Below are 24,795 nucleotides of genomic sequence, written 5' to 3'. Positions count from 1 at the left end.
CGGTTGAAGACAGGGACTGTTTAAGCGTCGTATTCTTTTTCATGGACTCGCCCTCGCTGCCGTTGGCTTCTTAGACTGCCACCGTGGCGCATTGACGCCTCGGCGTGGGCGAGTCCATCCAATTACAGGGATTGGTGCTCGCGATGAACGATAACGCGGTCCACCTGAAAAAACGCAGGCATAAAAAACCCGGTGAGACTTGCATCGCACCGGGGGGTGTTGCCAGGCGGCGTGGTTCTTCGTGGGTCCCCGCGCCGTCTGTTGAACGCTGTTGGCTTACGCCCGCTCGAGCGCCAGTGCCACGCCTTGACCACCACCGATGCACAGGGTGGCGAGGCCTTTCTTGGCGTCGCGCTTGATCATTTCATGCAGCAACGTCACCAGCACGCGACAGCCCGAAGCACCGATCGGGTGACCGAGGGCGATGGCGCCGCCGTTGACGTTGACCTTGTTCAAGTCCCATTCCAGGTCCTTGGCCACGGCCAGTGATTGTGCGGCGAACGCTTCGTTGGCTTCGATCAGGTCCAGTTGGTCAACGGACCAACCGGCCTTGTCCAGGCAACGACGTGTGGCGGACACCGGGCCGATGCCCATGATCGCCGGGTCCACGCCTGCGTTGGCGTAAGCGGCGATTTTCGCCAGCACCGGCAGGCCCAGGGCCTTGGCTTTGTCGGCGCTCATCAGGATCACGGCGGCGGCGCCATCGTTCAGGGACGAAGCGTTACCGGCGGTCACCGAACCGTCCTTCTTGAACGCGGCTTTGAGCTTGCCCAAGGATTCGGCGGTGGTGCCGGCCCGTGGCTGCTCGTCGGTGGCGAAGGACAGCGGATCGCCCTTGCGCTGGGGGATCAGGATCGGCGTGATCTCGTCGGCAAAACGCCCGGCTTCGATGGCAGCCACGGCTTTCTGCTGCGAGGCGGCGGCGAAGGCATCCTGCTGCTCGCGCGTCAGGTTGTACTTCTCGGCCAGGTTCTCGGCGGTGATACCCATGTGGTAATCGTTGAACGCATCCCACAGGCCATCGCTGATCATGGTGTCGACGATTTGTGCATGACCCATGCGCAGGCCGGTGCGGGCACCGGGCATGACGTAGTTGGACAGGCTCATGTTTTCCTGGCCGCCGGCGATGATCACGTCGGCATCGCCGCAACGAATCGCCTGTGCACTCAGGTGGAGGGCCTTGAGGCCCGAACCGCAGACCTTGTTCAGGGTCATGGCCGGTACGGCGAAGGGCAGACCCGCCTTGATCGAGGCCTGGCGCGCAGGGTTTTGTCCGGCGCCGGCGGTCAGAACCTGGCCCATGATCACTTCATCGACTTGCGCAGGGTCCAGGCCGGTTTGCGCGAGCAACTGGCGGATCACCGCAGCGCCCAGGTCCACCGCGGACACATTGGCCAGCGAGCCCTGGAAACTGCCAATCGCGGTGCGCGTGGCAGCAACAATGACGACGTCTTGCATGGAAAATTTCCTCACTGGTCAGCGAACTGCATTTCCGGCACATGTTCCGGCACGATCAGTTTACCGGCAGTCTTGGCGATGATCTCTTCGACGCTGACACCCGGCGCGCGCTCTTTCAGAATGAATGCGCCGTTGTCGATTTCCAGGTAAGCCAGATCGGTCAGCACGCGCTTGATGCAACCGGCACCGGTCAGCGGCAGGCTGCAATGGTCCAGCAGCTTGGACTCACCGTCCTTGGAGGCGTGGGTCATGATGACGATGATGTTGTCTGCGCCGGCGACCAGGTCCATCGCGCCGCCCATGCCTTTGACCAGTTTGCCGGGAATCATCCACGAGGCAATGTTGCCTTGTACGTCGACTTCAAACGCGCCCAGCACGGTCAGGTCGACATGGCCACCACGGATCATGGCGAAGGACTCGGCCGAGGAGAAAATCGACGCGCCGGTCCGTGCGGTCACGGTTTGCTTGCCGGCGTTGATCATGTCGGCATCGATGGTTTCTTCAGTAGGAAAAGGACCCATGCCCAGCAGGCCGTTTTCCGACTGCAGCATGACTTCCATGCCTTCAGGGATGTAGTTGGCGACCAGGGTCGGAATGCCGATGCCCAGGTTCACGTAGAAGCCGTCCTGCATTTCGCGGGCGACGCGTTGAGCCATTTGTTCGCGGGAAAGTGCCATTGTTGTTATTCCTTCATTCGGTCCGGGGGCAGGGGATCACTTACGTACGGTGCGCTGTTCGATGCGCTTCTCGAACGTGCCGCAGATGATCCGGTCGACGTAGATGCCAGGGGTGTGGATCTGCGCCGGGTCCAGCTCGCCGGGTTCGACGATTTCTTCGACTTCGACCACGGTGATCTTGCCGGCGGTGGCGGCCAGCGGGTTGAAGTTCTGGGCGGTATGACGGTAGATCACGTTGCCGAAGTGGTCGGCTTTCCAGCCTTTGACGATGGCGAAGTCACCGGTGATGGATTCTTCCATCAGGTACTGGCGACCGTGGAATTCGCGCACTTCCTTGCCATCGGCAACCGGAGTGCCGACGCCGGTGGCGGTGAAGAAGGCCGGGATGCCGGCACCACCTGCGCGCATTTTTTCGGCGAGGGTGCCTTGGGGGGTCAGGACGACTTCGATAGCGCCGCTGAGCAGCTGCTCTTCGAACATCTTGTTCTCGCCCACATACGAAGCGACCACTTTGCTGATCTGGCGGTCTTCCAGCAGCACGCCGAGGCCGAAACCGTCGACGCCGCAGTTGTTGGAAACCACGGTCAGGTCGCGAGTGCCTTTGCGCTTGATCTCGTTGATCAGGTTTTCCGGGATCCCGCACAGGCCGAAGCCGCCAGCGATAACAGTCATGCCGTCTTCAAGACCTGCCAGAGCTTCCTCGTAGGAACTCACGCGCTTGTCGAAACCTGCCATATGCACCTCTTTTATTCTTTGTGGGCGGCTGGCTAGCCGTATGGGGAAGAGTGTCTCTCTGTGCGATTAATTTGTTAAGTTGATTTTTATGGAATATTGATTGATAAAACTCATCAGGCGATGAAATATGCAGACCTGTAGGAGCCGGCTTGCTGGCGATGGCGGCGGATAAGGCCAACATCGATTTCGCTTACCATGTTGCAATCGCCAGCAAGCCGGCTCCTACAAGGTTCAGTGGTTCATTCATTCTGGAGCTAAGCGACCCATGACCGTCAAGCAGATCCGCGCTTTCCTGGCCGTGGCCCAAAGCCTGAGTTTTGCCGTGGCCTGCGAGCGCCTGCACCTGTCGCAATCGGCTCTGAGCCTGACCATAAAGGCATTGGAAGAAGGGCTGGGCGGGCGGTTGTTTACCCGCAACACGCGCAACGTGGCGCTGACCGCCGAAGGCGAAGCCCTGGTACCACTGGCGCGCCGCTTGATCGCCGATTGGGACAATGCCGAAGACGAACTGCGCCAGCGCTTCACCCTGCAGCGCGGGCGCGTGACCCTGGCGGCGATGCCGTCGTTTGCCGGCAACCTGCTGCCACCGATCCTCAAGACCTTCCGCGCCCGCTATCCGAACGTCAACGTCACGGTCAACGACGTGATCAACGAGCAAGTGCTGGAAATGGTCCGTGACCGACAGGTGGAGCTGGGCGTGGCGTTCGAACCGACCCAGAGCTCATCGCTGATGTTTACGCCGTTGTATGTCGATCGCTTCGTGGCGGTGGTGCCCCGGGACTCGCCGTTGGTCGAGCTGGATGAAATCGACTGGAAGACGTTGCTCAAGGAACCGTTCATCACGTTGCAGCGACCTTCCACCGTGCGGGTGATGCTGGAAGAGCACTTGCAGGCGCGAGGCATGAAATTGCCGGTGGAGTTTGAAAGTCATCAATTGGCGACGGCTGGGCGGATGGTCGCCAGCGGGCTGGGGGTGAGCGCGGTGCCCGCGTTGTGTGCGGGGCAGATGCGTGAGCTGGGCGCGCACTGCATTACCTTGCGCGACCCGGTGGTGGAACGGGCGCTAGGGGTGTTGACGCTGCCTGGAAGTGAGTTGTCGGCGGCGGCGCAGGCATTGTTTGATGTGCTTAAAGAAGAAAACCTGGGACAACGATTTTCTTGAGTCTGTGACCCTGTAGGAGTGAGCTCGCTCGCGATGGCAATGGACCAGATACATAAAGGTCGCTGACCCACCACCATCGCGAGTGTGGCGTTATTTACGCGCTTCCAGAATCAGGTTGAACGGTGTTTCCGTGGCCCGGCGGAAACTTGAAAAACCGGCTTCGGTGAACACTTTGCGCAACCGCGCTTCACCCGCCTGGGCTCCGAGCCCGAGGCCGACTTCCTGTGACAGCGAGTTCGGCGTGCAGATGAAGGTCGAGGCGGCGTAGAACAACCGGCCCACCGGGTTGATGTTCTCGTCCAGCGAGTCGTTGGCGAACGGTTCCACCAGCAGCACCGTGCCGTCGGGCTTCAACGATTCATAGGCGTGTTTTGCCGCGCCAACCGGGTCGCCCATGTCGTGCAGGCAGTCGAAATAGCACACCAGGTCATAGTCATCGCCGGGGAAGCTTTTCGCGGTGCCCTGGAAGAACCGCGCCCGATTGCCCACGCCGCCTTCTTCGGCGCGCTGGGTGGCCACGGTGACGGAGGGCGCGTGGTAGTCAAACCCGACGAAGCGCGAATCCGGGAACGCCTGGGCCATGATCACCGTCGAGGCACCATGGCCGCAGCCGATGTCCGCCACTTTGGCCCCCGCCTCGAGTTTGGCCACGACACCGTCGAGGGCCGGCAGCCATTCGGCGATCAAGTGCGCTTTGTAGCCAGGCCGGAAGAATCGCTCGGTGCCGCTGAACATGCACGGATGGTGATCGCCCCAGGCCAGGGCGCCGTTGCCGCGCATGGCGCTGACCAGTTTGTCCTTGTCGTGGAAAAACGACGCGACCACGCCGATACCACCAGCGATGTAGACCGGTGAGTCTTCGATGGCCAGGGCCAGGGCTTGTTCTTCGGGGAGACGGAATTGACCGTCGGCGTGTTCCATATAGCCGGATGCGGCGTGGGCACTGAGCCATTCGCGCACCAGTCGGGGGTTGCAGCCGGTTTTTTCGGCAAGGACTTCAGGGGTGGTCGGTTGGCTGTCGGCCATGGCCCGGTACAGACCGAGCTCCTCACCGACGATGACATTGGCCAGCATTGCCGCGCCGCCCATGTCATTGACCAGTTTGCCCATGAAGTCATTGAGTCTGGCCTCGTCCATCACGTGTGCTCCTTTAGCAGGATCACGGTCCAGAGGCATGGTTCGCCTGGCCTTCGCCACTGGGCGGTGGTCGTAGGAATGTGCAGGACGCCAAGCCCGTCCTGTGTGCCTTAAGTTTAGTTCGGGCGTTGTACTGCGCGGGCTGGAGCGACGAAAGCGACAGTTCCGTGACCGGTACCGAACCCTGTACGAGCAAGCTCGCTCCTACAGGGGTGTCCGTCTGGTAACCCACTTCTTCGACAATCCGCATCAGCGAACTGTTGCTACTGCGCAACAGGTTGGCCGCCAGCAACATGCCAATGCGTCAGGTACTGCATCGGCGAAACACCCACCAATTGTTGGAAACGTTCGGCCAGCAATGATCTGGACGTGCCGGTGGTGCGGGCCAGCTCTTCAAGCGTCCAGGCGTGACAGGGCTTTTTGTGCAGGGCATTGAGGGCCGCGCCGACGATCCGGTTCCCGTGCAGGCGATCTTCGATTGTGAGCGCGTCGCGGCGCCACGTGAAATCTCCGGACGATCGGGCAGGGTTGGCCGACGATCGGACAGGACGCCAGCCCGTGGCGGCGCGATAGTTTGCCTACAGGGTCATGCCGGTCCTGTCATCCATAACAATAATGAGAGGTTGCCATGCCAAAGTTCGTTATTGAACGCGGGTTTTCCGCCAGCCGCGTTTCCCAGGTCATGAACATCATCGATTCCACAACGGCGGAATAGACCCCGTCACCTTCGATTCATGTTTCCACGCAGAGATCGTCGCCATGAGCACACCCATTGATCTGACTGCCCTGAAAAACCGCCAAATGGCCTCTTGGGCCAGCGGCGACTATGCGGTAATCGGTACCACTTTGCAGATTGTCGGCGAGCAACTGGCCGAAGCTTGCGACCTGTTGTGCGACGAGCGCGTGCTGGACGTCGCCGCGGGCAACGGCAACGCGACACTCGCCGCGGCGCGCCGTGGTTGCCAGGTTACGTCTACGGACTATGTGAGCGCCTTGCTTGAACGCGGTGAAGAGCGGGCGAGGGCGGAGCGCCTGGATGTCAGCTTTCAAGTGGCTGACGCTGAAGCCTTGCCCTTCGAGGACGGCAGTTTCGATGCCGTGCTGTCCACCTTCGGCGTGATGTTTACGCCTGATCAGGCCAAAGCTGCGTCAGAATTGGCGCGGGTCTGTCGGCCGGGAGGCCGGATCGGCCTAGCCAACTGGACGCCCGAAGGTTTCGTCGGCCAGATGTTCAAGACCCTTGGCCAGCACCTGCCACCCCCACCCGGTGCACAACCGCCCTCACGCTGGGGCACCGAGGCCTGGCTGCACGAGCACTTTAACGAACGTGAGTTTCTGCTTCAGGTCACTCGCCGCACGTTCAATTTTCGCTATCGCTCGGCCGCGCATTTCATCGACACCTTCCGTGAATGGTACGGCCCGGTGCACAAGGCCTTCGCGGCATTGCCACCCGAGGGTGCCACGGCTCTGGAGGCGGATTTGACGGAGCTGTTGAACCGGCTGAACCGGGCGGGGGACCAGTCGCTGGTGGTGCCCAGTGAGTATCTGGAGGTGGTGATTACGCGGCGTTGATGAAGCGAAATCCTTGTAGGCGCGAGCTTGCTCGCGATGGCTGGACGTCAGACACAGCCCTTGTGTCTGGACGATGGCTATCGCGGGCAAGCTCGCTTGTATGTTTAGACTTGAAGAGGTGGGCATAGGGTTATCCCTTCGGCGACTCGTCGAACCACTCCAGTGCTGTGCGCCAGATGCAGATCCCGAGGAAGTACGCCGACATCAACAGCCAGAGCCCCATCACCAGCGGGTTGATAAGCGGATGGTTGATCACCAGTGACAAGCTGCACAACAGCCAGATGGCGGTCACGGCAATGTTGATCGGCATGAAACGGCGCACGCGGAACGGGTGCAGGAACTTCATCCGGGTGACCGTCAGCAGGGCCAAGCCAATAACGCTGAGAAAGGTGATCCACGGCGACGGATCGATGATGTACAGGCACAGGGCAACGACGTTCCAGGCTGCAGGAAAGCCCTGGAAGTAGTTGTCTTTGCTTTTCATGTTGACGTTGCAGAAGCAGAACAGCGACGACACCAGAATCAGCGACACGGTCAGCAACAGGGTGTAATCCGGCAACGGGATATAGCGATAGATGAACAGCGCCGGGATGAACACGTAGGTCAGGTAATCGATCACCAGGTCGAGGATCGAACCATCGAAACTCGGCAACACCGACTGCACATTGACCTTGCGCGCCAGGGCACCGTCCAGTCCGTCGACGATCAGCGCAACCCCCAGCCACAGCAGGCAGTGGGTCGGCTGGTTGTCGAGCAGGGCCAGGGTCGCGAGGAAGGCTGTGACCACGCCTGTGGCGGTGAAACCATGGGCGCCCCATGCTTTGAGTCTGGCGATGTGTAGAGTCGAAATCACGGGGGCGTTCTCCAGAAAATGAAGCAAGCCAGTTATCACCCTTTGTAGCGGGGCGGCGGCAAACCGGTCGGGTTGCAGGTATCGACCGGATATCCGGGGGTAAGGTTCACCGTCTGAATCCTGGCTGCTGCGCAAAAAAGCACCCCGGCCCAACGGTGGTGGCACATTTGCCGGCGAGGACTATCGTTGCCTGACTGGATCAATCCCTTCAAAGAGGACGAAGTCATGAACACCAGTGATCTGCTTGAACAACTACTGCGAGCTGGCCAAGGCTCGATAGCACAACAGCGCGGCGGTGGCGCGTCGGCTCAAGGCGGGCTCGGCGATCTGGGTGGATTGCTCGGCGGGCTGCTGGGTGGCGGCGGAACTGGCGCTACGGGCGGCAGCAGCGGTGGAGGTCTGGGCGATTTGCTCGGTGGCTTGCTCGGCGGCGGTTCGCCGATGGGTGGGGCGCCGCAAACCCGCTCTGGTGGTGGCACCAATTACGCAGCGCTGGCGTCCCTCGGGATGATGGCGTTCCAGGCATATCAGGCCTGGCAACGCAGCCAGGCGTCGGCCCCACAGGAGGCGCCGCGCACGGTTGATCTGTTGGCCGGTCCGGAAGTTGAAGAACATAGCCATGCGATTTTGCGGGCATTGATTGCGGCGGCTAAAGCCGATGGCCGGATCGATCAGGCCGAGCATCAGATGATCAGCACCGAAATCGGCCGCCATACCGATGACCCGGACCTGCAGCAATGGCTCGACGATGAAGTCGCCAAACCTTTGGACGCCAATGACGTCGCGCAGTCGGCAACGGATCCGGGCATAGCCTCGGAAATGTACCTGGCCAGCATCATGCTGGTTGACGATCAGCAGGCTGCGGAACGCAATTATCTGGATGAGCTGGCAGCGGCGCTGAACATCGATCCGGATCTGCAAGTGCATCTGGAACAGCAGGCCAAGGGCGGTGTCGCGTAGGATCTGCCGCAGGCTCCTACGGGGAAGGTTTGGGAGCCAGAAACGTAACCCCGAAGCTCTCGGCAATTTCCAGTATCCGAGGCAAGTCTTCCGGCACCTTGAGTCGGTCCAGCGCCGTAAAGAGTTGGCCTCCGCGGGAATCAGACACTACGCCGATCATTTTTGCGGTGCCACTGATGTTCTTGTAAGCGTGAATGGCCCCGCCGGGGATATGCACATACCCCCCGGCTGAGACGGTGGTCGATTGGCCTTCGACGGTCACCTCGACCTCGCCGTCTACGACATAAAACGCCTCGTCCCACGGGTGAAAGTGAGGCGGTGGTCCGCCTCCTTGCACGCCTTCCTGGATATGCACCTCAAAGGGTTTGCTCAAGTCCCCACCGGCAAGGACGGTAATCGTCTCGCCAACGACAATGACGGGGCGGGGGACTGTCCCGGTTTCGATGACGTGGACCTGGCGCATGACGGCTCTCCAACGGAAGGGGCTGCAGGGGTTGAGTATAGGTCTGCAGGCGCCGGACGGACTTCCCCCCACAGGCCCGTCTGTCCGGGCAATTTCAACGCCGATGGAATTATTGCTCCCGGGGTTTGCTCTGCTGCTTAGGAGAGACGTTTTGATTCAACGTCTTGGCGCAAGCAGCAGGTGAGCCATGACCCGAAACCTCGATGACTACAACCGCATGCGCGACTTCTCGGCGACGTCCGAGCCCGCCGCCGTCAAGCGCACAGGCAGGAAATCCGCCCAGGTCCATGCGTTGCAGTTCTGCATCCAGAAGCATGACGCATCGCACCTGCATTACGACTTTCGCCTGGAACTCGATGGCGCCCTGAAAAGTTGGGCGGTGCCCAAGGGGCCTTCGCTGGACCCCAAGGTCAAGCGCCTGGCCGTGCATGTCGAAGATCATCCGCTGGAGTACGCGACCTTCGAGGGCAACATCCCCGAAGGACATTACGGCGCCGGTGATGTGATCGTCTGGGACCGTGGCGTCTGGGTTCCCCAGGACGATCCCGCCGAGGCCTATGCCAAGGGCCGGCTCAAGTTCGAATTGCAAGGCGAGAAGCTTGGCGGCCTGTGGAACCTGGTGCGCACGCACATGCCGGGCAAGAAAGAGCAATGGTTTCTGATCAAGCATCAGGATGGCGCCGCCAGACCGCAAAGCGACTATGACGTGCTGGTTGCCGAACCCGACAGCGTGCTCAGTGATCGCACCCTCATCAGCAAACAGCCGAAAGCGGCGAGCAAGCCCAAGCCGATCAAAAAACCGAAGGCGAGTCTTGCCCAAGAACAATCCCCCCGATTGACCGGCGCGCGAAAGGCCAAGATACCGGATCAGATCAAACCTGAACTGGCCACGCTGGTGGAAAAAGTCCCGGATGGCGCATGGAGTTACGAGATCAAGTTCGACGGCTACCGGGTCATGGCTCGCATCGATCACGACCAAGTCAAACTCATCACACGCAATGGTCACGACTGGACCCACAAACTGCCGAAACAAGCCGAGGCGTTGGCCGCGCTGGGCCTTGAATCCGCCTGGCTCGACGGTGAAATGGTGGTGGCGGACGAGCAGGGCGTGCCTGACTTTCAGGCCCTGCAAAACGCGTTCGATACCGGTCGCAGCGGCAACATCGTCTATTACCTGTTTGACCTGCCGTACCTCAACGGCGTGGACTTGCGCGAAGTGCCCGTCGAAGAGCGCCGGGCGGCGCTGGCAACGGTGCTCAAGCCCAGTGACGACCGGTTGCTGCGCTTCTCCGAGTCCTTTGCCGAAGAGCCGCAGGCCTTGCTCAACAGTGCCTGCCAGATGCGCATGGAAGGGCTGATCGGCAAGCGCTTGGGTTCGGCGTATGTGTCCCGGCGCAGCAGCGATTGGATCAAGCTCAAATGCAAACATCGACAGGAGTTCGTCATCGTCGGGTTCACTGAGCCGAAAGGTTCGCGCAGTGCCTTCGGCGCGTTGCTGTTGGGGCTGCATGACCGCGACAGCGGCGAGTTGCGCTATGCAGGCAAGGTCGGCACCGGATTCAACGAGGCGACCCTGCGAAGCGTTCATCAGCAACTCAAACCTCTGAAAACGAAAAAACCGGCCGTGGTCAATCCACCGAGCGGTTTTGAAGCCAAGGATGTGCACTGGCTCAAGCCCACATTATTGGCCGAAGTGGCCTTCGCCGAAATGACCAAGGACGGGGCCGTGCGCCATGCGGTGTTCCATGGCCTGCGCGATGACAAACCTGCCGAAGACATCACCGAGGAGCGTCCGACCGCCGTGAAAACGTCCTCTGCGAAAAAAACCAGTACCACCAAACCAGCAGCCGCCAGCCGCAAAGTCGACCCCGCGCCGTCACAAATCGGCCTGGACGAAGGCAAGGTGCGCATCACCCACCCCGATCGGGTGATTGACGCCAGCAGCGGCACCACCAAGGTGCAACTGGCGCAGTATTACGCCAGCGTCGCCGAATGGATTCTGCCCGAACTCAAGGACCGCCCGGTGGCACTGGTCCGTGCGCCGGACGGCATCGCGGGTGAACTGTTTTTTCAGAAAAACGCCGAGCGCCTCGCGATTCCCGGCATGACCACTTTGGACAAAGCGCTCACCGGCCAGCCGATCATGATCATCAACAGCGCTGAAGCACTGATCGGTGCGGTGCAGATGAGCACCGTGGAACTGCACACCTGGAACGCAACCTCGGACAATCTCGACAAACCGGACCGCTTTGTCCTTGATCTCGACCCGGACCCCGCGTTGCCGTGGAAGCGCATGGTCGAAGCGACCCAGTTGACGCTTTCGGTACTGGATGAGCTGGGGCTAAAGGCCTTTCTGAAAACCAGCGGCGGCAAGGGCATTCACATCGTGGTGCCGCTGACCCGCAAGCTGGGTTGGGACGCGGTCAAGGACTTCAGCCACGCGATTGTCCGCCATATGGCCACGTTGCTGCCGGAGCGATTCTCGGCGGTGTCTGGCCCGAAGAACCGGGTAGGGCGGATCTTTATCGATTACCTGCGCAACGGGTTGGGCGCGACCACCATTTGCGCATACGCCGTACGCACTCGCGAAGGGCTGCCGGTGTCGGTGCCGATCTTTCGGGAGGAAGTGGAAGAACTGAAGGGAGGGAATCAGTGGAACGTGCACAACGTGCATGAACGGCTGGCAGAGGTGGGGGATGCGCCGTGGGCGGACCTGCGCAAGACGCGCCAGGCGATTACTGCCGAGATGCGACGGCGGATCGGCATGACGAAATCCTGAGACCGGCGAGAAACTGTGTGGCGAGGGAGCTTGCTCCCGCTGGGCTGTGCAGCAGCCCCAATTGCGGTCGACCGCTTTGCGACTGCTACGCAGTCGAGCGGGAGCAAGCTCCCTCGCCACAAGTACGTTGTTACTTGATGAACGCCTGCATGTCAGTGCCCAGCTTGTCGATCGCCGCTTTGAAGTCCTGTGCGGTGATCTTCTGGCTTTCGTTTTCCAGCGTGGAGCCAAACACTTTACGCACGACCTTGGCTACGGTCTGGTTGGTTTTTGCATCGATAAACTCGGCTTCGATGAACAAGGTGCTGTCCTGATCGCGGTGGCCAGTGGCGGCCTGTGTTGCCCCTACCACTGCAGCGATGGGTACCACTTCATACCATTTCATGCCTTCGTTTTCGGCATTCACCCCGGTGATCGCCGCACGCATCAGCAGGGGCTTGGAACCCTTCTGCAAGGATGAAGTGCTGGTGACTACGCGGTACTTCTGACCCAGAGTGTCCTTGGCCTTGGTGGTCATGTAGTTCTGGATGTCGGTCAGCGTCTGCTGGTTGACCCGCTCATCCGGCTTGGGGGCTGGATAGAGTTCCAGTTTGTTGAACACCACCGTGTCATAGGCATTCGGGTTCCACGACGGGCTCACCCAGCGCATCGCTTTGCCGCCGCTCGGCGTTTCGACTTCCTGCAGGTTGTTGTAGTTGGGCAGGTAACCCGAGTACTGCTCGGTTTGAGTGACTTTCGAGGTGCAACCACCAAGCAACAGCCCGGCTATTGTGGCGCCGACAAGCAATTTTCGGGACAAGATCATAGTTGTGTTTACTCCATGGAAAAAACGTTCTTATAGGTTTGCAACGCATCAAAGTCGCCAGGTCATGTTACCCGTCAAGGCTTGAATCCATGCATTGTCGAACTGACCGGAAAGCTGATTACCCGACGCCTTGGTCTGTTGCACCGGCATGTCACCCAGCCACACCATGGCCCAACTGACGTTGACATCGGTATCCTTGTTCAGAGCATAAGTGGCTCCGGTGGCAACACGCCAGGGTTCATTCATCGGCACGATAACACTGCGGTCGCTGTCCGAGACAGCGCTACTGTCGTAGGCCACGCCGGCGTTCCACAACAGTTGTCGGGTGGTCTGGTATTGCGCGCCCAGCGACAGATGCCAAGTGTCCTTGAAGCCGGCATCGACGGACCTCGATTGCGAACCCAATGCCGTGGTGTCGACCTGGACACCGATGTCGCCGAATTCCGACCAGTCTTGCCAGTTGGCCGAGGCCAATAACGGCCATTGCGGATCCAGCTGCTGGAACAGGCTCAGGGTGACAGTTTGCGGCACCTTTGTGTCAAGTTGGGTATTGGTGTTGTTCCCGCGCTCCAGCAATCGGCCATCGCCCTTGACGTCGGGTTTGTCTTTGAAATCCAGGTCGACCTGGTGGGTGTACGCCAGACCGATGCGTGTGCCGGGTTGCGGGGCAAAGATCACCCCGACATTGGCGCCGAAGCCCCAGCTGGGCACCACCGCCGGGTTGCTGGCGATGGTCGAGGGACCTTGTGCGCGGGCGGCGGCACCGGCGTTGGCCAGGCCTGCGTTATCGGTACCGATTTCATACAGCATGATGCCGCCCGCCCAGGCGTGTTGGCCGTAAAGGGCGAGCAGGGTGAAGACGGGCAATGCGAGTGTTTTCTTCTGCATGGCGTCTGCTCCCCCAAGCATCAATTACCGACAACGCATCAAATGTGTTGTCCCCCGCAGTGAGCGTAGATTTTTACGACAAAATCGCCAGTAAGACTTACCGATGAATGCTGGTTTTTTTAACGGGTTTTCTTTCGGCCCGTCAGGCATCGCGCAACAGGTCGTTGGCGTTAAGCAGGTCGTAGGCAATTTCCGGTCGTTTTTCCATGGCACGGCGAATGGCGGCGGGGATGGCCGCGCGGGTTTTGCGGCATAACCCCGGCAGTTCGTCGATGTTGATACCGATGCCGCGCATGGTGCGCACTTCGTTGAAGCCGGGGGCGATGTCCAGGCGAATGCCCAACTGCTCGAACATGCGCCGCTGCACATGCGCAAGATCGCTCAGGCTCTGGATGTTTTCCAGGCGTTCGATCAGGCGTTTCTCTTCGACACGGGTCAGAAACAGGATGCGCAGGTCTGCCCCCGGTGTTTCCAGCAACGGGTCACGCCCGCAGTCGCAGGCGCCGGGTGGGCAGGGTGAGCGGATCGCAGCAGTGGTGGTCATGGGGATCAATCATAGAGCGCTGTGATTGAGTTTGCCCATAGGGTTTTTGGGGGGGCGCAAAGCAATGTGGGAGCGAGCCTGCTCGCGATGGCGGTATGTCAGTCAGCATTGAGTCGACTGAAAAATCGCTATCGCGAGCAGGCTCGCTCCCACAGGGTGTTGCGGTGAAGCCTGTTTAACTTACTTCAGTACCAGCATCCGATAGACACCGTCCTCGACTTCGATCCCGTGTGTGTCATGGGTGAAGCCAGGGAAGGAGCGGTCGAAAGCTTCCAGTGCCTTGAGGTACGCCAGCAGCGCGCCATCGATCGGCCCCGCGTTCTCACCTGGCATCAGCAATGGAATGCCCGGCGGATACGGCACGATCCCGGTGGCGGCAAGACGGCCCGCGGCCTGGTCGAGGGTGACCAGTTCGATCTCGTTACGCACCAGTTTTTCGTAGGCTTCCACCGGGCTGAACTCGGCTTGGGGCAGGGTGCCGAAAGCCTGGGACATGTTGGCGGTGGTTTTGTGTTTCTTCATGGCGGCGAAGATTTCGTCGGCCAGATCCTTGATGCCCATGCCGGCATAGCGTTGCGAGTGAGCGTTGTACAGGTCCGGCAGGCACAGCTCGAGCTCGGCGTTGTCATCGTAATCACGCTTGAAGTCGAGCAGCGCGTTGAGCAGCGTGCCCCACTTGCCTTTGGTGATGCCGATGGAGAACAGGAACAGGATGGTGAAGTCGGTGGTTTTCTCCACGACGATACCCTGACGTCCCAGATACGCCGTAATCACGCAAGCGGGAATACCGGTGGCAAGCAGGTTGCCGTCGTCGCCCATGCCCGGGCTGAGCACCGAGACCTTGATCGGGTCGAGCATGCAGTAACCGTCTTCGATGTCGCCGAAGCCGTGCCAAACCGCATTCGGGTGCAGGACCCAGCAGTTCGGATCGGTTTTCAGCTGCACCGGGTCAACTTCGTGGAACGGTACGGTCGAGGCGCCCACTTGCACGGTCGGCGGCTGCCAGCAGGTGAAGAACCAGTCGTTCTTGCTCTGCATCTCGTTGTGCATGCGCGAAAGGACCTGGCGGAAGCTGATCGCTTCTTCGATCGATTCGTTGGTGAGGATCTGCCCGCTCGGCGCTTCCATCATTGCCGAGCTGACGTCGCAGGACGCCATGATCGCGTAGTTCGGCGAGGTCGAGGCGTGCATCATGTACGACTCGTTGAAGCGCGCATGCTCGATCGGGTTACGGCCATCACGCACGTGGATCATCGATGCCTGAGACAACGCGGCCAGCAACTTGTGGGTCGACTGGGTCGCGAACACGGTCGGCTTGGACTTGTCGTGATCGGACGGGTTGCCGTGCATGGCATGGCGACCGCTGTACAGCGGGTTGAAGCGCGCATAACCGTACCAGGCTTCGTCGAAGTGCAGGCGGTCGACGCTCTCGCCCAGCAGATCTTCGACGCGGGTGACGTTGTAGGTCAGGCCGTCGTAGGTGGAGTTGGTGATAATCGCGTGCACTGGCGTCGGGTCGATGCCTTTCTTGACCAGCGGGTTGCTGGCAATGGCAGCTTTCACGCCTTCGGCGCTCAAGGTTTGCGGCAGGATCGGGCCGATGATGCCGTAGCGGTTGCGGGTCGGCACCAGGTAGGTCGGAATCGCGCCCGACAGGGTCATCGCATGCTCAGCGGACTTGTGGCAATTTCGGTCGCACAGAGCGATCTGGTTGCGCGTGACGCTGGCCATGAGGATGACGCGGTTGGACATCGACGAACCGTTGGTCACGTAGTAGGTGCGGTGGGCACCGAAGACCTTGGCGGCATAGCGCTCGCCTTGACCGATCGGGCCGCTGTGATCGAGCAGCGAGCCCAGTTCACCCACCGAGATCGACAGGTCGGAACGCAGCAGGTTCTCACCGAAGAACTCGTAGAACGCACGGCCTGCGGTGCTCTTCAGGAACGCTGTACCGCCGGCATGGCCGGGGGTGTGCCACGAGTATTCATAGTTGCGGGCAAACTTCACCAGCGCGCCGAACATCGGCGGCAGTGCGGCCTGACGATAGCGCTCGATGGCCGCCAGGATGCGCCCGCTGAGGAAGCGTGAGGTGTCTTCCGGCAGCCAGATGAAGTCGTCGGCGTGCTGCATGACCAACAGCGGAATGGTCGACGCGGTGGTACGGTCGCTGACCAGGAACACCGGTACGCGTGTGTTGCGCTCGCGCAGCTTGACCAGCAACTTGGTGCAGTCGGCGTGGTCTTCGCTGGTGTCCATTTCCCATCGGATGATCACGCATTGGATGGCAGGGTCCGAGCGCAGGATCGACGCGGCGTCGGTCAGGCTTTCCGAGGCGAGTACGCTGACGCCTCGGCTCTCTACGTCGTGGATCAGTTGATCCAGGGCACGGCCAAACACCGTGCGCTTGTCCGCCGGGCTGCTGACCAGTAGCGCCAGCATCCCGAGTGAGTGTTTATATTCCGTCATGATTGATCCTCCAGAGTCGATTACAAGCTGTTCACTGGAACAGGCTCGCCAGTAATGTGCTGCGCGCTGACGGTTTGCGTCGGTACGCTGTTGTTAAGTGCTTCAAGGCGGATCAGACGGTTGTTGACGAAGCCGAACAGGGTGTAACCGAAGATGGTTGCCACGCCGCCCAACATCATTGCCTGCTCACCGGAACTGTAAAGTGCCAGGTAGCTGTAAGCCGCTGCGATCAAGGCAATAACGTTGGTCGCCAGTGCCTTGCTTTCCGGCACATTGGAGACTTTTTGCATGGTCATCAACGCGGCCATGGAGAGGATGTAAGGCACCAGGTTGGTGACTACCGCGAGGTTGACCAGCGTGTCGAATTGCTTGCTCAAGTCAGGACTGATGGTGAGCAGGGCCAGAGCAGTCTGCGCAGCCAGCAGCACCAGCATGCCGACAATCGGAGTGCCAGCCTTGTTGCCCTTGGCGAAGATCGACAGGAAGTAACCGGTGTCCGCCGAGCTTTTGTACACCTGGGCGATGGTGAACTGCCAACCCAGCAGCGAACCGATACAGGCAAGTACCATCGCGGCCATCACGATGTCCCCGACCATTGGGGTGAACATCTTGGCGAACACCAGGCCGAACGGCGCAGTGGAAGCGACCAGCTCTTCGTTGCCGACGATGCCGAAGATGACGTTGGTGGAAACGATGTAGATCACCGCCGCCCCCAAGGTGCCACCCAGTACTGCGATTGGCACGTTCCGCTCTGGGTTTTCCACTGCATCGGTGTTGGCGCAAGCCGATTCAAGACCCAGGAAGGCCCACAGCGTGATCGCCACCGAGGCGCCGGCTGCTTCGAACCATCCCTTGTCATGCGGGTTCCAGCCAGCGGCGTAAACGCTGCTGTCGAACCAGAACCAGCCAATGGTGGACACCAGAACGACCGGCGCGATTACACCCCACACCGTAATGGCACCGATACGGCCGGTGATGCTCGCGCCGCCAAAGTTGGCGAAGGTGGTGAGCCACAGCAGCGCGATAGTTGCCAGACCCACTTGCAGTGAATCAAGTTTTATCCCGAACAACACCTGGATATAACCCACCGCAGTAATACTGATCGCCACGTTGGCAATCAACAGCGAGAGGCCGTAGGTGTAGTTGGTGATGTAGTTGCCCGCTTTACCGAAGGTATATTCCGCATAACCGCCCATGCCACCGGTCTTTCGACTGAGCATCCCGCATCGCGCAAAGGCGTAGGCCAGAGCGAGTGAGCCGGTAGCTGTCACCAGCCAGGAAAGAATCGAAATTGCACCGACCTCGGCGAGTTTCGTCGGTAGTAGCACAATCCCTGAGCCCAACATGTTGACGGCGGTCAACATCGTCAGTTGCCCCACACTCATTTTTTTTGCGACTGACATTTCGTTGCCTCACTAGTTGGCGAGATAGAGAGTTATCTATAGCAAAGGTTTGAAAACTCGCAAGAAATTGAGCTCATCCATTAGCTTTTTTTATAGATTTTGAAGAAAAGGCACAATGCTGGCCCATGACGTCCAAAGTCCTCTTCAGAATTACTTTGTTTTCAGTGGGTTAGATAGGTCGAAATGTGCAAGAAAGGGATTAGATTACTTCCGCTGTTTTTGGCCGGAATTGTGAGTTCAGTCCACGGCAAGGATCTGAATTCCAATGATCATTACATGTGCAGTTGGGGCGGTGGAACGGCCGCAAGAGCACAGGAACTCAAGCTTTCAGGGGTTTCGTTATATGCCGCCCGCCAGAAAATCCAGGCCTACAAGTTCGCGAAATCATGGATGCGCATGATGGCCATGGGAATCACCGAGCAAACGTATGACAGCCCTTCACGACTGAAGCCGGAAGCGGTACGGAAGATTTTTTATGAAGATTGCGTCAGCTACAAAGTGGCGCGTAAGTAACTAACATCACCGTCATGCTCAAGCTCATTTGAGCCTGATATTGAAAAGGTCTTGGTGATGAAACGAAAGCGTCACCAAGACCTGATAGGAGGGGGCAGCGTCAGGCGGGGTATTAATTCATCTTGCTGTGGTCGTGCATCATCTTGTTGTGGTCCATCGTACCGAGTGCCTTGGCGATGGCCTGGACCTGGATGATCTCTTTCTCACCCTTGGCGTCTTCGACGGTCAGGGTCAACGGTACCTGATCGCCTTCCTTGATCTGGGCGGTCAGGTCCATCAGCATGATGTGGTAGCCGTGGGGATCAAAACTCACCGCTTTGCCCGCCGGCAGTGCAACAGATTCGACCTGCTGCATCTTCATCACATCGTCTTTCATGCTTGATTCATGGATCTGTACTGCCTTGGCGACGGGTGATTGCACGCTCAGCAGCTTGCTGTCGCTGCTCGCCGTCAATGTCATGAAGGCACCACTCGATGGCTGGCCAGCCACGGTGGCACGCACCCAGGCGTCGTCAACCTGGGTCTGAGCCGACACCTGCCAGGCGAGACCGACCAGAGACAAGCCCAGCGCCAGTTGCTTGCAACGTTGTGCGAAACGGATTTTAGCCTGTGGGGTAGTCATATCAGCAAACCTCCATCACGGTGAGCAGATCTTCTGCGCACTCTTGTGCAGTCAGGGACGCGGACAGGCCCAGGCGCAGATTGCCCCGGGAGTCGAAGACAAAACTGGTCGCGGTGTGGGAAAGGGTATAGGTATCGCCGCTCGGGACTTTTTCGAAGAACACGCCGAACTCTTTGGCGGTGGCGGCGGTTTCTTCCAGCGTGCCGTACAGCGCTTCGAAACTCGGGTCGAACGCCTTCACATACTTGTCGAGCATCTCTGGTGTGTCGCGCTCGGGGTCGAGGGTGATGAAGATCACCTGCAACCTTTCGCCGTCGCGTCCCATCAGTTTCTTGGCCTGTGCCGCACGGGCCAGCGTGGTCGGGCACACCGCCGGGCATTGGGTGAACCCGAAAAAAATCATCGGCATCATGCCGCGATAGCTGCCCAGCATTCTCGTTTCGCCCTGGGCGTCCTTGAGCTTGAAATTACGCCCCATGATCTTGTCGCTGAGGTCCTTGCCGTACTGGAACGACAGCTTGCTGCTGCCATCGCAACCGGCGAGCAGGCCGAGGCTCAACAAGCCCATGCCTTGCAGGACAGTTCGGCGGGTATACGAAGTACTCATGGAAAAGCATCCTGTTGAACAGGCTGAAATGACAGCGTGATGACTGTACAGACGAAAAAAACGCGAGGATGGTAGCAAACTGTGCCGGTGCTGGAGGATTGGATTCGACCATTGGACCGGTGGGGAGGCGTGACATAGTGTCGCGCCGCTCATCTGAGATCGGATTGCTCTTGTGGCGAGGGAGCAAGCTCCCTCGCCACAAAGGTATCAGTTGGGATTAACGACGCAGCTTTGCGCAGTGATCCTGTTCGGGTTGCGCGGCGGTGTACCACACGTAGTCCGCGCTGTCGGCGGTCACGGTCTTGCCCACTTCCGCCAGAACCAGCACCGCATTGCCTTCGCCAGCGCCCAGGTCCTTCAGGTGCAGCGGCACGCCCAAATCCTTACGCACATGAAACGCCCCGGCCAACAGCAGCGCCGGTGTCGGCACGGCCATCAAGCGCTCGGCCATGCGTCGGTCGCGCTGTTGCTGCACGGCGAGCATCGCTGGCATCTGCGCTTCGGGAAGCAAGCCGCAATGGGATTCGCGAATGTCATCGAGCAACGTCGCCTGCACCTGTTGAGTGGTGGACGCTGCACCCTGGAGCACCGGGCGCTGTTTGTAGATCTGCATGATCTGCGCACGGTCGAGGTTGGCGGACATCAGCGGATACGGCTGACGCAACGCGTAGGTCACCAGTGCGCCATAGACGCTCCAGTCCCAATTTTTCTGCCAGGCCAGCGCCTTGAACGGGTCGGTTGGTGGTTGACCGGCGCGAGTGGCGGCTTGTGCCGCATCGACCTTGGCCTGCTGATCGGGGGTGAGCATTTCCATCAGCAAGCTGCCTTGTGGGCGCTGGGCTGCCAGTTCACGCAGTAGCCACAATTGCAGGGCGTGGTGATCCGGGTTGTCGTGCTGTTCGCCGACCAGGACGCGAGGCGCTGCGGCCAATCGCAAGACCAGTTCTTGCGGCGTTAGCGTACGACCCGTGGTGAGTTCGCGGATAACGCCGAAGTCGGTGTGATCACGTCCTTGCGGGGCGATTGGCGCCGGCGGTGGCGTGACGTGATGGGTTTGGCAGGCAGCCAGCAGACTGAATGCACAGAGCAACAGAAAGCGCATGGGTTTTCCTTAATAGACAGAGGCCCCCTCGACCGTGAGGCGAGGGGGCGGGTATCAGCGCGCAATGATCAACGGGTGGCCGCGTTCCGGATGCTGATGAATCAACACTTCCAATCCATACACCGCGGCCAGTGCCTCGGCGGTCAGCACCTCTGCCGGTGTTCCGTAAGCGTGGGGCAGACCTTGTTGCAACAGCAGCAGATGATCGCAATAACGTGCGGCCAGATTCAGGTCATGCAAAATCACCAACACCGCCGCACCGCGTTCGGCGAAGTCGCGCACGGCTTGCAGAATGGTGTGCTGGTGCAGCGGATCGAGCATCGATGTCGGCTCGTCGAGCAGCAGGGTTTGCCCTTCGGCCCCCGGCCAAAGCTGAGCGAGCACCCGCGCCAGATGCACACGTTGGCGTTCGCCACCGGACAGCGCCAGATAACTGCGCCCAGCCAGATGCAGAGCGTCGGCGGCACGCAGCGCTTCGGCGACGATTTCGGCATCGCGCACGCGACCACTGGCGTAGGGCAGGCGCCCCATGCCGACCACTTCGTTGACCGTGAACGCAAAGTTCAGGCTTGAACTTTGCGGCAGCACCGCCAGCCGTCTGGCCCGCTCCTGGCCCGGCCAGTCGGCGAGTGGCCGCTCGTCCAGGCTGACCTTGCCTTCGCTGGCCGTCAATTCACCGCACAAGGCCGCGAGCAGGGTGCTTTTGCCGGCGCCGTTCGGCCCCAGCACGCCGAGCACTTCCCCCGGACGCAATTCGATATCGATGTTCGCCAGTACCGTGCGGCTGCCCCGGCGTACCAGCAAGTTGTTTGCCCGCAGCATCAGGAACGCCCTCGTACCAGCAAGTAAAGAAAGAACGGCGCGCCAATGAGTGCCGTGACGATCCCGATCGGCAATTCCGCTGGCGCCAACAGCAGGCGCGCAGCCAGATCGGCGAGCAGCAACAGGCTGGCACCGGCAAGCAACGACGCCGGCAACAAGACTCGATGATCCGGCCCGACCAGCAGACGCATCAGGTGTGGCACCACCAGACCGATAAAACCGATCAACCCGGCAGCCGCGACGGCGGCACCCACACCCAGGGCTGTGCACAACACCAGCTCCATCTTGATCCGCTCGATGTCGAAGCCCAGGTGACGGGCTTCCGACTCGCCCAGCAGCATCGCATTGAGTGCCGCCGCACGACGTGGCAGCCACAGCGCCACGCCGACGGTGACGATCAACAGCGGCCACAACCGCGGATAACTGGCGCCGTTTAGGCTGCCCAGGTTCCAGAACGTCAGGGTACGCAAGGTCGCATCGTCGGCCAGATAGGTGAACAGACCGACACCGGCACCGGCCATCGCCGTCATCGCCACACCCGCCAGCAGCATGGTGGCGACGTCGGTTTGCCCGTTGCGACGACCGAAGCGATACACCACCGCCGTCACGATCAAGCCACCGACAAAGGCACTGACCGACAGCAGATAGGGCTCTACGGCCGGCGGCATTCCACCGAGCATGCTGCCGCCGACAATGGCGAAAGCGGCACCCAGCGCTGCACCACCAGAGACGCCGACCAGGCCCGGGTCTGCCAAGGGGTTGCGAAACAACCCCTGCATCGCCACACCTGACAGCGCCAGTACCGAACCGACGGCAATGCCGAGCAAACTGCGCGGCAGGCGGATCTGACCCAGGATCAGCTCCGCCTGTTGCGTGTCGCCGCCTTCAAGCGGCAAACCGAGCAGACGCATTCCGGCCAGTAGCGTATCGCCCAGCGGCAGGCTGACCGGCCCGAGGGCCAGGGATAGCCAGAACACGACAACCAGCAACAACAGCAAACAGATCAACGTCGGACGCGGCCGAAAAATGGCCGTCATTGGCTGATCTCGGCGGTCTGCACTTTGACGTCTGGGTAGAACGCGGTGGCGAGACGGTTCAACGCATCCGGCACGCGTGGACCCAGGCCGCCAACCAGCAGCGTCGGATCGATCACCAGCACCCGGCCGTCACGCCCGGCCCGGGTTTGTGCCGGGATCGGGTTCTGCTCCAGCAGGGCTTTGCCCGCCGCGTCGCCTTCCAGACGACCACCGGCGAAGATGATCACCTGCGGATCAAGCGCCAGCATGGCTTCATTGGAAACCGGCTTGTAGCCGTTGTGCTCGCCCAGGCTTTTGCCCCCGGCCTGTTCGATCATCCAGGCGGCCAATGTGTCCTTGCCTGCCACTTGCAGGTTGCCGCCGGAATGGCTGAGCAGCATCAACACCCGCGGTGCCGGGGATTGCTGCTGTGCCTGTCTGACCCAGTCGGCCTGGGTTTGCAGACGCGTCAGGTAACCGCCCATCAACGCTTGCGCCTCGGCCTCTTTGCCCAGCAGTTGCCCGAGCTCGGACAGGTTATGTTGAAGGGCGGGCACGTCAGCCTTGGCCGACAGCAATTCAATGCGCACGCCGGCTGCTTTGAGTTGCTCCAGCACGGGCGGTGGCCCCATTTCGACGCTGCCCACCAGGATGTCCGGTTTCAAGGTCAGAATGTCTTCGGCCGCCAGCGCGCGCTGGTAGCCGATGCCGGGCAGGCTGCGCAGCGATGGCGGGTACTGGCTGGTACTGTCGACACCCACCAGTTTGCTTTCGCCACCGAGGGCGACCACCCATTCACTGAAAGCGCCGCCGGCACTGACCCAGCGCTGGGGCAGGGCGTCGGCGACGGACATCTGGCTGACGAGCACGCTGGCACAGGCCAGCAGTGTTTTCATACGCATCGGGACTATTCCTTAGCCGATCAGAGGGGTGGCGGTTTCAGCCAGGGCACGCCAGTCGTCACGCTCAGGAATGCCCGGCTTGCGCACGCCGAACAACTGGATAACCAGTTCGCCTTCGGCATCGAAACCTTCGTAGCTGGTGATGATGCCATCGACGCTCGGCTTACGCACACGCCACAGTTCAGTCGCACCCGTGGTTTTCAGGTGCAGGTTGAGCATCGGGTCGAGCATGTTGAACCAGGTGTCCATCCAGCGCAGGTTGCTGACCGGGCTGGAGTGAATCTGGATGCAATGCTTGTAGCCCACGAACACCATGATCGGCACTTCACGCTTGCCCGCTTCTTCGATGATGCGGGTCAGCTCGACGGTGGCCAGAGGTTCGGCCCATTCCTGACCGGCCAGGCGCAGGGCCTGGGTACGTGCCACGTCGTTGCGCTTGAGCAGCATGAAGAAGTCGTGAGTGTCCTTGAGTTGCGACCACTCGCTGCGCAGGGTACCTACATCGACTTCACCATCGGCGCGTGGGGCATTGGCTTCCGGCAGCGGTTGCAGCGAGGGGGCTTGCCCCCGTTGGGCTGCGAAGTCAGCCCCGTCGCGTTGCTTTCAGCAGCAACGACTGCGGCACCGGGCTCTGCGGGTGTTGCGGTTCCTGCAAAGCGGTCAGTTGGAAGCCGGCCATGTCCAGAGCATTGAGCCAGCTCGACAAACTGCGGAAGTACCACGGCATCGGTTGCCACTGGCCCTCGAACGCGGCGAAGGACTCCTCGCGCCAACCGTCCTGATAGTCGCCCGCCGCAGCGGTCCATGGATGCAATGTCTGGATCAGCAGCGTGCCGCCGGGAACGAGCAGGGCGTTCATCGCTGCGAGTAAAGGGATGATGTCCTGGTGCAGCAGGGCGAAGTTGGCGCAGATCAGGTCGTAGTCGCGGCCGATGTCTACTTTCGCCTCGACCAGAGCTTCATAGCTTGCCAGATGGACCGGCGAAGAACCTGCTGACCGTGCGGCCTGGACCAGTGTCGCATCACCGTCCACGCCGACCGCCGTAATGCCCCGAGCAGCCAGCGCACGCAACAGCCAACCCTCGCCGCATCCCAGGTCGAGCACGCGCTCCGGCTGGTAACCGAGCACTGCCCACAGAATGGCCTGGTCGGTGACTTGCTGGCGGCTGGCGATGGTCCCGGTGCGGATCGCTTCAATCCAGGCCTGGGCGTTGTGGTGCCAGCTTTGGAGGAGGGTGGTTTCGGGTGCGGGCATTTCGCTGTCCGGCGTTGTGGGTTGAATAGCAAGGATAGCTGGCGAGCGTGCCGG

At 60.6% G+C, this 24,795-nt stretch carries 23 protein-coding genes and 2 pseudogenes; 5 read left to right on the top strand and 20 right to left on the bottom strand.

All coding sequences use genetic code 11. The features are described from left to right. Positions 1–276 precede the first annotated feature (276 nt). Genes CKW15_RS02185 through CKW15_RS02175 form a run of 3 tightly spaced genes read right to left on the bottom strand, consistent with a single transcriptional unit; the run spans position 277 to position 2,870 of the window. Complete coding sequence (locus tag CKW15_RS02185) at positions 277–1,458, bottom strand: acetyl-CoA C-acetyltransferase (protein WP_095151454.1); 1,182 nt, start codon at positions 1,456–1,458, stop codon at positions 277–279. Between the two features lie 11 nt (positions 1,459–1,469). Continuing rightward, positions 1,470–2,135, bottom strand: a complete 666-nt coding sequence (locus CKW15_RS02180) for a CoA transferase subunit B (RefSeq protein WP_095056861.1) — start codon at positions 2,133–2,135, stop codon at positions 1,470–1,472. A 36-nt stretch (positions 2,136–2,171) separates the two neighbouring features. Then, positions 2,172–2,870 (bottom strand): CoA transferase subunit A, encoded by a 699-nt coding sequence (locus CKW15_RS02175; protein WP_053160351.1) that lies wholly within the window; start codon positions 2,868–2,870, stop codon positions 2,172–2,174. A gap of 265 nt (positions 2,871–3,135) precedes the next feature. Between CKW15_RS02175 and CKW15_RS02170 the strand changes: the two genes are divergently transcribed. Then, positions 3,136–4,032 (top strand): LysR family transcriptional regulator, encoded by an 897-nt coding sequence (locus tag CKW15_RS02170; RefSeq protein ID WP_095151453.1) that lies wholly within the window; start codon positions 3,136–3,138, stop codon positions 4,030–4,032. A 90-nt stretch (positions 4,033–4,122) separates the two neighbouring features. Here the strand turns inward: CKW15_RS02170 and CKW15_RS02165 are convergent, their stop codons facing one another. Both CKW15_RS02165 and CKW15_RS02160 read right to left on the bottom strand, forming a co-directional pair. After that, entirely contained in the window at positions 4,123–5,169 is a 1,047-nt protein-coding gene (locus tag CKW15_RS02165) for a class I SAM-dependent methyltransferase (protein ID WP_095151452.1), read from the bottom strand. Positions 5,170–5,380: 211 nt separating this feature from the next. After that, positions 5,381–5,630, bottom strand: a pseudogene (locus CKW15_RS02160) (helix-turn-helix transcriptional regulator); the annotation flags it as partial. Positions 5,631–5,928: 298 nt separating this feature from the next. Between CKW15_RS02160 and CKW15_RS02155 the strand changes: the two are divergent. Beyond that, positions 5,929–6,741, top strand: a complete 813-nt coding sequence (locus CKW15_RS02155; protein WP_095151451.1) for a class I SAM-dependent methyltransferase — start codon at positions 5,929–5,931, stop codon at positions 6,739–6,741. A 130-nt stretch (positions 6,742–6,871) separates the two neighbouring features. On the opposite strand, the gene pcsA is transcribed toward CKW15_RS02155, so the two are convergent. Beyond that, positions 6,872–7,594, bottom strand: a complete 723-nt coding sequence (gene pcsA, locus CKW15_RS02150; RefSeq protein WP_095151450.1) for a phosphatidylcholine synthase — start codon at positions 7,592–7,594, stop codon at positions 6,872–6,874. 225 nt (positions 7,595–7,819) lie between these two features. On the opposite strand from pcsA, the gene CKW15_RS02145 reads away from it, so the two are divergent. Further along, a complete protein-coding gene (locus tag CKW15_RS02145) occupies positions 7,820–8,554 on the top strand; it encodes a tellurite resistance TerB family protein (RefSeq protein ID WP_095151449.1) in 735 nt (244 codons plus the stop codon). A 16-nt stretch (positions 8,555–8,570) separates the two neighbouring features. Here the strand turns inward: CKW15_RS02145 and CKW15_RS02140 are convergent, their stop codons facing one another. Beyond that, a complete protein-coding gene (locus tag CKW15_RS02140; protein ID WP_095151448.1) occupies positions 8,571–9,017 on the bottom strand; it encodes a cupin domain-containing protein in 447 nt (148 codons plus the stop codon). 187 nt (positions 9,018–9,204) lie between these two features. Between CKW15_RS02140 and ligD the strand changes: the two genes are divergently transcribed. After that, positions 9,205–11,796 (top strand): DNA ligase D, encoded by a 2,592-nt coding sequence (gene ligD, locus CKW15_RS02135; RefSeq protein ID WP_095151447.1) that lies wholly within the window; start codon positions 9,205–9,207, stop codon positions 11,794–11,796. Between the two features lie 130 nt (positions 11,797–11,926). Here ligD and CKW15_RS02125 read toward each other — a convergent pair whose 3' ends face one another. The 5 genes from CKW15_RS02125 to potE all read right to left on the bottom strand — a co-directional run bounded on the left by CKW15_RS02125 (position 11,927) and on the right by potE (position 17,902). Continuing rightward, entirely contained in the window at positions 11,927–12,601 is a 675-nt protein-coding gene (locus CKW15_RS02125) for a DUF3313 domain-containing protein (RefSeq protein WP_095151446.1), read from the bottom strand. A 48-nt stretch (positions 12,602–12,649) separates the two neighbouring features. Further along, on the bottom strand, positions 12,650–13,489 hold the full coding sequence (locus CKW15_RS02120; RefSeq protein ID WP_095151445.1) for an OmpP1/FadL family transporter: 840 nt from the start codon (positions 13,487–13,489) through the stop codon (positions 12,650–12,652). A 142-nt stretch (positions 13,490–13,631) separates the two neighbouring features. After that, on the bottom strand, positions 13,632–14,033 hold the full coding sequence (locus tag CKW15_RS02115) for a hypothetical protein (RefSeq protein WP_095151444.1): 402 nt from the start codon (positions 14,031–14,033) through the stop codon (positions 13,632–13,634). Positions 14,034–14,213: 180 nt separating this feature from the next. Beyond that, on the bottom strand, positions 14,214–16,499 hold the full coding sequence (locus tag CKW15_RS02110; protein WP_095056845.1) for an Orn/Lys/Arg decarboxylase N-terminal domain-containing protein: 2,286 nt from the start codon (positions 16,497–16,499) through the stop codon (positions 14,214–14,216). Positions 16,500–16,519: 20 nt separating this feature from the next. Then, the gene (gene potE / locus CKW15_RS02105; RefSeq protein WP_095056844.1) at positions 16,520–17,902 is read right to left on the bottom strand and encodes a putrescine-ornithine antiporter; all 1,383 of its coding nucleotides are present in this window, start codon (positions 17,900–17,902) and stop codon (positions 16,520–16,522) included. A gap of 183 nt (positions 17,903–18,085) precedes the next feature. On the opposite strand from potE, the gene CKW15_RS02100 reads away from it, so the two are divergent. Beyond that, entirely contained in the window at positions 18,086–18,415 is a 330-nt protein-coding gene (locus CKW15_RS02100; RefSeq protein WP_095056843.1) for a hypothetical protein, read from the top strand. 112 nt (positions 18,416–18,527) lie between these two features. Here the strand turns inward: CKW15_RS02100 and CKW15_RS02095 are convergent, their stop codons facing one another. From CKW15_RS02095 to CKW15_RS02060, 8 genes and pseudogenes are all read right to left on the bottom strand, one after another. Beyond that, on the bottom strand, positions 18,528–19,037 hold the full coding sequence (locus CKW15_RS02095) for a copper chaperone PCu(A)C (RefSeq protein WP_095056842.1): 510 nt from the start codon (positions 19,035–19,037) through the stop codon (positions 18,528–18,530). A gap of 1 nt (position 19,038) precedes the next feature. After that, on the bottom strand, positions 19,039–19,644 hold the full coding sequence (locus CKW15_RS02090; RefSeq protein ID WP_095056841.1) for an SCO family protein: 606 nt from the start codon (positions 19,642–19,644) through the stop codon (positions 19,039–19,041). A gap of 217 nt (positions 19,645–19,861) precedes the next feature. Continuing rightward, a complete protein-coding gene (locus tag CKW15_RS02085; RefSeq protein ID WP_095151443.1) occupies positions 19,862–20,746 on the bottom strand; it encodes a ChaN family lipoprotein in 885 nt (294 codons plus the stop codon). 54 nt (positions 20,747–20,800) lie between these two features. After that, positions 20,801–21,568: a heme ABC transporter ATP-binding protein gene (locus tag CKW15_RS02080; RefSeq protein WP_095151442.1), complete on the bottom strand. Its 768-nt coding sequence runs from the start codon at positions 21,566–21,568 to the stop codon at positions 20,801–20,803. Further along, entirely contained in the window at positions 21,568–22,605 is a 1,038-nt protein-coding gene (locus tag CKW15_RS02075) for an iron ABC transporter permease (protein WP_095056838.1), read from the bottom strand. Before CKW15_RS02075 ends, CKW15_RS02080 begins: the two co-directional genes overlap by 1 nt. Continuing rightward, entirely contained in the window at positions 22,602–23,486 is an 885-nt protein-coding gene (locus tag CKW15_RS02070; protein WP_095151441.1) for a hemin ABC transporter substrate-binding protein, read from the bottom strand. The genes CKW15_RS02075 and CKW15_RS02070 overlap by 4 nt, the downstream gene beginning before the upstream one ends. 12 nt (positions 23,487–23,498) lie before the next feature. Next, a pseudogene (locus tag CKW15_RS02065) lies at positions 23,499–24,029 on the bottom strand (ChuX/HutX family heme-like substrate-binding protein); the annotation flags it as partial. 40 nt (positions 24,030–24,069) lie between these two features. Beyond that, positions 24,070–24,741 carry a bifunctional 2-polyprenyl-6-hydroxyphenol methylase/3-demethylubiquinol 3-O-methyltransferase UbiG gene (locus CKW15_RS02060; RefSeq protein WP_095151440.1) on the bottom strand — a complete coding sequence of 224 codons (672 nt, stop codon included), beginning with the start codon at positions 24,739–24,741 and terminating at the stop codon, positions 24,070–24,072. Positions 24,742–24,795: the final 54 nt, after the last annotated feature.

This window comes from Pseudomonas sp. Irchel s3b5 (genome assembly GCF_900187435.1).
Classification (GTDB): domain Bacteria; phylum Pseudomonadota; class Gammaproteobacteria; order Pseudomonadales; family Pseudomonadaceae; genus Aquipseudomonas.
This window is presented reverse-complemented; position numbering and strand designations above follow the sequence as displayed.